This is a genomic window from Occallatibacter sp., assembly GCF_049510455.1.
Taxonomy (GTDB): domain Bacteria; phylum Acidobacteriota; class Terriglobia; order Terriglobales; family Acidobacteriaceae; genus Telmatobacter.
The window spans coordinates 24255-32195 of sequence record NZ_JBEKYX010000042.1; the positions used below are offsets into that span (position 1 = coordinate 24255).

The 7941-nt window shown below is 60.4% G+C and carries 6 protein-coding genes; all 6 read left to right on the forward strand.

Annotated features, from left to right (window positions below):
• Positions 1-7: 7 nt before the first annotated feature.
• The 6 genes from ABSG47_RS09480 to ABSG47_RS09505 are packed head-to-tail and all read left to right on the forward strand — an operon-like array spanning position 8 to position 7649.
• Positions 8-1408 (forward strand): B12-binding domain-containing radical SAM protein, encoded by a 1401-nt coding sequence (locus ABSG47_RS09480; protein WP_424169203.1) that lies wholly within the window; start codon positions 8-10, stop codon positions 1406-1408.
• Positions 1408-2232 (forward strand): class I SAM-dependent methyltransferase, encoded by an 825-nt coding sequence (locus tag ABSG47_RS09485; protein WP_424169205.1) that lies wholly within the window; start codon positions 1408-1410, stop codon positions 2230-2232. The genes ABSG47_RS09480 and ABSG47_RS09485 overlap by 1 nt, the downstream gene beginning before the upstream one ends.
• Positions 2220-3209 carry a class I SAM-dependent methyltransferase gene (locus ABSG47_RS09490; protein WP_424169207.1) on the forward strand — a complete coding sequence of 330 codons (990 nt, stop codon included), beginning with the start codon at positions 2220-2222 and terminating at the stop codon, positions 3207-3209. The genes ABSG47_RS09485 and ABSG47_RS09490 overlap by 13 nt, the downstream gene beginning before the upstream one ends.
• Entirely contained in the window at positions 3206-4669 is a 1464-nt protein-coding gene (locus ABSG47_RS09495; protein ID WP_424169209.1) for a B12-binding domain-containing radical SAM protein, read from the forward strand. The genes ABSG47_RS09490 and ABSG47_RS09495 overlap by 4 nt, the downstream gene beginning before the upstream one ends.
• Positions 4666-6621 (forward strand): methyltransferase domain-containing protein, encoded by a 1956-nt coding sequence (locus ABSG47_RS09500; RefSeq protein ID WP_424169211.1) that lies wholly within the window; start codon positions 4666-4668, stop codon positions 6619-6621. The genes ABSG47_RS09495 and ABSG47_RS09500 overlap by 4 nt, the downstream gene beginning before the upstream one ends.
• The gene (locus ABSG47_RS09505) at positions 6621-7649 is read left to right on the forward strand and encodes a radical SAM protein (RefSeq protein ID WP_424169213.1); all 1029 of its coding nucleotides are present in this window, start codon (positions 6621-6623) and stop codon (positions 7647-7649) included. Before ABSG47_RS09500 ends, ABSG47_RS09505 begins: the two co-directional genes overlap by 1 nt.
• Positions 7650-7941: the final 292 nt, after the last annotated feature.

Below are 7941 nucleotides of genomic sequence, written 5' to 3' on the forward strand. Positions count from 1 at the left end.
GCGGGATATGCTCCTCACACACGGATATTTTCTCTTTGAGGATCCCAAAGAGCGGCAGATCATGAAGCCGTATGCTCCGCTCGGCATTCTCTATCTCTGCTCGCATCTGCGCAATCGCGGCTTCGACGTCGATGTCTTCGACACCACCTTCTCCAGCCGCGAGGAACTCTTCAAGTATCTGCGCTTCGAGAAGCCTTCGGTACTCGGCATCTATGCGAACCTGATGACGCGCGGCAACGTCGTCGAGATTCTCTCCGTCGCGAAAGAGGCTGGTTGGACAACCGTCGTCGGCGGCCCTGAGCCCGGTGCGTATTCGCTGGAGTATCTCCAGGCCGGTGCCCAGTTTGTGGTTGCCGGCGAAGGCGAGTTGACCATGGAAGAGCTGCTGCAGGCGCTGCGCAGCGGCGAATCCAACTTCTCGAAGGTCGCAGGCCTGGCGTTCCTCGACGGCAACGGGAACTTCTGCCAGAACCCGCCGCGCTCGCAGATCGAAAATCTCGACCTGCAGCCATGGCCGGCTCGTGAAGCCATCGACCTTCATCGCTATGTCGAGACCTGGCGAACGCATCACGGCAGCGGATCGGTGAACTTCATTACCGCGCGCGGCTGCCCCTTCCGGTGCAACTGGTGCAGCCATCAGGTCTATGGCCAGTCGCACCGCCGCCGCTCCCCCATCAAGGTCGTCGATGAAGTGGAGTGGCTGCTGGGAGAGTACCGCCCGGATATGATGTGGGTCTCCGATGACGTGTTCACCATCAACCACGCATGGCTGCGCAGCTATGCCGCGGAGATGCGCCAACGCGGCATCCGCATTCCCTTCGAGTGCATCTCGCGCGCCGACCGTCTAAGCCCCGAGATGATGGACATCCTCGCCGATCTCGGCTGCTTCCGGATGTGGATCGGCTCGGAGAGCGGATCGCAGCGTATCCTCGATTCGATGGACCGCGGTGTCAAGATCGAGCAAGTGCATAAGGCCGTGGAGATGTGCCGCGAGCGCGGCATCCAGAGCGGCATGTTTCTGATGTGGGGGTACGAGGGAGAGGAGATGGAGGATATTGAGGCGACGATTAAACACGTCAGCATCTCGAAGCCCGATATCTTCTTCACGACCGTCTCCTATCCCATCAAGGGAACGTCTTACTACAATCGCATTGCGTCACGCTTGATCCAGATTGGACCGTGGGGTAAAACCTCTGATCGCGAGCTAAAGATTCAAGGCCGTCATTCGCGTCAGTTTTATACGCATGCCGACAAAGTCCTGCGCGATGAAGTCGCACTGGCCCGCATGCTTTCCAATCCCAGCGCTCCTCAGCAGCCGGTCGATCCCCAGGAAGCGGCCTTGCTGCGGCAGAACATCGCCATTGAGCGGGCCGCGCTGCTGGCCACCTACTCCGAGGTGGAGCAGTGATGCTGGACACCTTCGACAATGCAGCCGCCGGACTCGCATTCGACCGGGTGGCCCCGAGCTATGACTCGATCTTCACATTTTCCGCGATCGGCAAATCGCAGCGTGAGGTAGTGTGGAAGCACGCCCTGACGGTCTTCGCGGCAGGCAGCCGCATCCTGGAGTTGAACTGCGGGACCGGAGAGGATGCACTCTTCCTGGCCGGTAAAGGCATGGTCGTGACCGCATGCGACGCGTCGCTGGGCATGATCGCGCAGGCCCGTCAAAAGATCACCGCCGAGTCACCCGAAGCGCGCATTACGTTGTTCGCGCTGCGCAGCGAAGAGATTCGCAGCCTGCCGCAAGCCTTGCATTTCGATGGCGTCTTCTCCAACTTCTCCGGACTGAACTGTGTCAGCGATCTGAAGAGCGTGGCGCAACAGTTGGCCGAGCGGCTCGATCCGGGAGCATCGCTGCTGTTCTGCCTTTCGACACGCTACTGCTTATGGGAGACCGTCTACTTTTTGATGCGCGGCCTTCCACGCAAGGCCTTCCGCCGATGGAAGGGCGCATCGCAAGCGCGCCTCGATGGTCTCGAATTTCCGGTCTACTATCCGACCGTTGCGCAGTTACGCCGTGCGTTTGCGCCGGAGTTCCGTCTCGTCTCCACCACGGGAATCGGCATTGCCGTCCCACCCTCCTACGTTGAGGCCTGGATGGCGCGCCATCCGCACCTATTGAAGCTCCTGGGCGCGATCGATAAAACAGTACGCACCTGGCCCGGTCTCCGCTCGTCGGGTGACCACATGCTGCTGCATCTTGAGAAGAGGCGGCCATGCCAAGCCTGATCGAACAATCAGCGCATTCCTCCAGCGCCGCCGTCGCCGGTTTGACATTGCAATGCCCGCGCTGCGGCGGCACTCTCGATGCATGTACAGGACAAGACGTATCCGCCCTGACCTGTAACGAATGCTCGTTCCGCCTGGAGCAACACCAGGGTATATGGCTGGCATTACCTGAAGAGCGCGCCGCCTACTATGCTCGATTTATCGCAGACTACGAAATGATTCGCGCAGCCGAAGGCCGCGGCAGCAAGAGCGCGCCGTACTACCTCTCCTTACCCTACGTGGATACATCGGGCCAGAACCAGGCGCAATGGACCATCCGGGCGCGCACCTACTCCTATCTCGTCAAACACATCTTCCCGCGGATCAAGGCCGCTGCGGGCGTTGGCGCACGCGTTCTGGATATGGGCGCCGGCAACGGATGGATGAGCTATCGCCTCGCCCAAATGGGCTTCCGCCCAGTAGCCGTCGATCTCTTGATCAACGATCAGGACGGCCTGGGCGCTGCGAAACATTATCAGCAGCAGTTGCCGGAGATGTTTCCGGCCGTACAGGCCGAGAGCACGCGACTGCCGTTCGCTTCAGAACAATTCGATGCGGCGATCTTCAATGCGTCGTTTCACTACGCCGAAAACTATCAGTCAAGCCTGCGCGAAACGATGCGCTGCCTGAAACCTGGCGGCCTGATCGTCATCGCCGACTCGCCCTGGTACTCCCAAGCCTCCAGCGGCGAGCGCATGCTGGCAGAGCGGCGCGAGGCTTTTCTCAAACGCTTCGGCACACTGTCAAACTCGATCCCGAGTCTGGAGTTTCTTACCGACGCAAGACTGAACGATCTGGAGCAGGCACTGAACCTGCGCCTGAAACGCCATGTCCCGTTCTATGGCCTGAAGTGGTCGATGCGGCCCTGGCTCGCGCGCGTGCGCGGCCGCCGCGAGCCCGCCCGCTTCCGCATCTACTCCGCCAGGAAGGCAGCATGATTCTTCTTTTCCATCCACGCGCCACCAGGCCGCGCAACTGCCGGCTTCCACTCGCTGTCATGGCTCTTGCCGCCGTCCTCGAAGGACGCGAAGAGTACGAGATCGTCGACGGCAATCTCGAAGACAATCCCGTCGAGGCGCTCCTGAAGCTCATCGATGCGCATCCTGTCGATCTGCTCGGCGTATCCACCATGCCCGGTCCGCAGATGGTCGCCGCCATGGAGACCTCGCGTGAGATCCGCCGGCTGCGCCCGCATGTGAAGATCGCCTGGGGCGGCTACTTTCCTTCCATCTATCCGGATACAACCCTGAACGCAAAATACGTGGACTTCGTGGTGCGCGGACAGGGCGAGGACACACTGCTGGAACTGATCGACGCCATTCGCGGCAACCGCACGCTGGAGTCGATCCGCGGACTTTCGTACAAGGACTCCTTCAGTCTGCATCGCAGTAACCCCGAGCGTCCAATGAAGGGCCCCGACAGCTTTCCCTGGTCCCCGTTTCATCGTCTGCCAGTGGAGAAATATCTACGTCCATCGTTCTTTGGCAAGCGCACAGCCGTCCATCACGCCAGCATCGGATGCCCATTCAACTGCAGCTTCTGCGGCGTGCATGCGGCCTACGGACGCGACGAGAAGATGGAATCTCCGGAGCGCACCGTGGCGATTCTCAAGCACCTGATCGACCGCTACAAGATCGACTCCGTTCAGTTCTACGACATGAACTTCTTCCTTCGCGAAGACCACGCCCTCAAGCTCTGCGAGCTGATGGCCCCACTCAATCTGCGCTGGTGGTGCGAGGGACGTGTAGACATCATGTCGCGTTACTCGGACGAGACGATGGCCGTCATTGCAAAGGCCGGCTGCACCATGATCTTCTTTGGCGCCGAGTCCGGCTCCGATTGGGCTCTTGAGGAGATGCAAAAAGGCATCACGACAGATCAGACCGTGACGATGGCCCATCGCACGCGCCAGTTCGGCATCATTCCCGAGTTCTCCTTCGTCGTCGGCAATCCCAAAGACCCTGAACGCGACACGCGCGAGACGCTACATTTCATCCGCAAGCTCAAACGCATCAACCCCGACTCCGAGATCATCGTCCAGCACTATACCCCCACGCCGCAGAAGGGTTCAATGTATGGAGATGTCGACGACAAGATCTCTTTTCCTGACACCCCGGCAGAGTGGGCGACCAAGCGCTGGATGGACTTCACCCTGCGCATCGATACCAGCTCCCCGTGGTTGAAGGCCAAGACCAAAACTCTTATCGACAACTTCGAGCTGGTGGTCGCCTCCCGCTGGCCCACCGTGCAGGACATACGGGCGCCGAAGTGGAGCCGCCTTCTGCTGAAGACGCTCAGTGCCTGGCGTTATGCGTTGAAGGTCTACAGCCATCCCGTAGAACTGGAGTGGGCTCATAGCTTCATCAATCTCCGCAAGCCAAAACGGGAGAGCCTGTGACCGCTGCCGCCGAGCTTGCGGCCGCGCCGCCAGACAACTCTGGCGCCTTCGACGCCTGGGCGAAAGTCTATGACCGCCAGGAGAACCCGCTGCTCGCGCTCGAGGAGCGCTATCTTCCCTGCCTCCTTCCCGACTGCAAAGAGAAACATATCCTCGATGTAGGCTGCGGTACCGGCCGCTGGCTCACACGTCTCGCCGGCAGTCATCCAGCCTCACTGCATGGCGTGGACGTTTCCCCAAAGATGCTGGAAGCCGCGGCCGCAAAGAACCTGGCGAATACGCGCCTCAATTATGGCGGGCTTCCTTCCCTGCCCGCCGCATCCGCAAGCGCCGATCTCGCCTTAGCCTCGTTCGTCCTCAGTTACGTCGAAGACCTGAATCAATGTGCCTCCGAACTGGCGCGCGTCATGCGTGCGGACGGCGATCTCTACCTGTCCGACATGCATCCTGGCACCGCCGCCGCCCTCGGCTGGAAGCGCGGCTTCGAGACCGATGGAGTGGCTTATCGGCTGGCAACGCGGACGTGGCCGCTGGCGCGCGTGATCGACGCCTTCACGTCGCATGGCTTCACCGTGGCCGCGCTTCTTGAGCCGCCCTTCGGTGAGTTGGAGCGCGTTCTGTTCCAGGCACACGATAAAGAAGAAGCCTGGCATCAAGCCGCTGGCAGGCCCGCAATCTACCTGCTCCATCTCCGCAGGCTGCCGCTGCGCCCACTCATAGCGGACGCCACGCACACTCTCCATCTGAGTGGCGCGCAGTGTGCTCTTGGCGCACAGGAGCAGCTTCCCGCCTCCATCGCAATTGAACACGACGCCGTCGCTTCCATCATGAGCGGCTCCGCGCAGAAGTCCGCCAACCGCGCGCTCACCCTCGATCTCAACGGATACCTCTTGTTCCCCGGTCTGGTGAACGCGCACGATCATCTGGAGTTCGCGCTGTTTCCGCGCCTCGGATCTCCTCCTTACGAAAACGCCTCGCAGTGGGCTCACGATATCCAGGAATCTGCCGCCTGCACGATCGCCTTGCACCAGCAGATACCCAAAGACATTCGTCTCTGGTGGGGAGCCATTCGCAATCTGCTTTGCGGAGTCACCACCGTATGCGAACACAATCCGCTCCATCCGACGCTTCAGGACAGTAGTTTTCCCGTGCGCGTGGTGAAGGAGTACGGCTGGGAACACTCCATCGCGTTCGCCAAAGACATTCCTTCCGCCTTGAAGCGCACAGGCGATGCTCGCCCGTTTTTTATCCATGCATGTGAAGGCATCGACGGCTCCGCCGCAGCGGAACTGCACGCGCTCGACGCCATGGGCGCGCTCGAAGAACGCAGCGTTCTCGTGCATGGCCTGGCGCTCGACGCTATGGGAGCCGATCTGCTGAATCGGCGCCGCGCCGCGCTGGTCATCTGTCCCTCATCAAACAATTTTCTCTTTCAAACAACGCACACGCTTGAGCGCCTGCGCTCCATCGAGCGCCTCGCCCTGGGCAGCGATTCCCCACTTACCGCCGACGGCGATCTCCTCGATGAACTCCGCTTCGCGCGGAACAAGTGCGGTCTCCACGCGGACGAACTCTACCCCATGGTCACGGATCGCTCCGCGCGCATCGCGCGCCTTCATCGCGGCGAAGGCACGCTCCGTGCGCGTTCCGCGGCAGACATCGTCGCAATCGGACATCGCCCCGGCAGCCCCGCTGAAATTCTCTCCAGTGCAAGCTGGCGCGATGTTGAGCTAGTCCTGGTCGGCGGAGAGGTCAAGCTGGCGTCCCCGAAGATCTTTGATCGCCTGCCTGCGGAGATGCGTCACGGGCTGCTTTCCCTCAAGATAGAGGACGAGCTCCGTTGGCTTCGGGCTCCAGTACTCACGCTCCTTGAAGCTGCGGAGAACGTTCTCGGAACGGGCAATGTTTACCTGGGCGGACTCCGCATTGCGCAAGCTGCGGTGGAGGCCTGATGTCCGTTGACCTCAAAGAAACGCCTCAGCAGTACAGGGTCGAGTCCGGCAAACTCACGTCTCTGCCCATTCTACTGCTCAACGTGCATGAGAACTGCAACTGCCGCTGCCTGATGTGCGACATCTGGAAGCGGCCGCCTGGATCGGAGCTCGAACCCGCCAGCATCATGCGTCACCGCGACTCGATCAAGGCCCTGGGAGTTCGCCAGGTCGTTTTAACCGGCGGCGAACCCCTGCTTCACTCCAGCTTCGATGCGCTCTGTAGTTTTCTCCAAAGCTGCGGTGTCCGCGTCACGCTTCTGACCACAGGCCTGCTGCTCACCAGGCGCGCGGAAAGCGTTGCCGCGGGAGTGGACGAAATCATCATCTCGCTCGATGGCCCGGAGGCGGTCCACGATGAAATTCGGCGGGTGAACCGCGGCTTCGATCTGATCCGCTCAGGAATCGCCGCGGTTCGGCATCATCGGACGGACATGCCGATACAGGCTCGCAGCACCGTGCAACGGGCTAACTTCCTTTTCCTGCGCGAAACCGTATCGGCGGCGAAACGCCTCGCCTTCGACTCCATTTCGTTTCTCGCCACCGACGTCTCATCCCATGCCTTCAATCGCGAGCTCATCTGGCCGGGCGAGAGACAGAACCAGGTCGCGCTTTCACCGTCGGAGATCACAAACCTGGAGCACGAGATCGAGCTGCTGATTGAGCAGTTCAGCGAAGAAATCGCCAGCCGCTATATCGTGGAATCACCTCGAAAGCTACGCCATATTGCGCGCCGCTTCCGCGAGCACCTCGGACAGTTCGCACCTGAAGCGCCCCTCTGCAACGCCCCCTGGGTCTCCGCCGTCATGGAGATCGACGGCTCCATCCGCCCATGTTTCTTTCATCCCAAGTTCGGCAACATCGGGACCGGCTCTCTCGAAGACGCCATCAATTCAGCGTCCGCACAGGAGTTCCGGCGCACGTTGAATGTCGCCCAGAACCCAACCTGCCAGCGCTGTGTCTGTTCGCTGAACTACCGAAGAGCTTAGCTGTTTGGTCCCAGGGTTAGATGGTGCATGGCAGGTGGCCCACTCATCAAACTATCAGGACTGTGCCCCGTTCATCGCAGCTTTATCGCGATGAGCGGGTCTTCTTCCATAGTTACTTTCGTCCATTGCCCTTTCGTAACGTCCCTCGCCTCAAATAGTTTGCATAGAATTAGATAATGTCGTCACGAGATTGGAGTTTATGCGAAGATGATTGGAGACGATGCCATCCGCCGCGTATCACCGTCATGATCTGAGCGACCACGCCTGGAAATTGCTTGCCTCTCATCTTCCC